1 pseudogene is annotated in these 566 nt (G+C 76.1%); it reads left to right on the forward strand.

Annotated elements, in window-relative coordinates:
• A pseudogene (locus NBZ85_RS34205) lies at positions 1–555 on the forward strand (hypothetical protein); the annotation flags it as partial.
• Between the last annotated feature and the right edge of the window lie 11 nt (positions 556–566).

Below are 566 nucleotides of genomic sequence, written 5' to 3' on the forward strand. Positions count from 1 at the left end.
GGCCGAGGGCACGCTCATGTGGACGCCACCAGACACGGTGCCGCCGGCCCCCCCTCCACCGGCGGCACCGGCCCGGACAGCGCACCCTGGCTCAACACCCTGCCCATGGTCCTCGCCTGGACCGGTGCGGCGGGACTCGTCCGCAACGCCGCCGCGTCCCACGGGTTACACCGGACGGGACCCCGGGCGCGTCCCCGCGGCGGCGGCTTCCTCCCCGCCGTGCTGGGCCGCGGCGCCACCAGCGGCAGATCCTCCGCGGCGCGCCCTGCAGCCGGGCCCACGGCGCCCGCCACGGCGATCGGCGACGCCCCCGCTCACCACCCACTTCCTCAGGACACCTCGGTCCCCCAGGACACGCAGATCACCCAGGGCATGAAGATCGCCCAGGATGCTGCTGCCCCCGAGGAGGCGACGGTCCCCGTGGCTCTCGCGGGCGGGCCCGCGGCCCCGCCCGCGTCGAATGCCACGACCCCCGCGGAGGCAGCCGGAGCCCTGGAACAGAGCGCGGCGATCGATCCGACCGCCCCCTCCGGCCTGTCTCTTATACCCATCTGACGCTGCCGACG

It is taken from the genome of Frankia tisae (assembly GCF_025403405.1).
In the GTDB taxonomy this organism is placed as follows: domain Bacteria; phylum Actinomycetota; class Actinomycetes; order Frankiales; family Frankiaceae; genus Frankia; species Frankia tisai.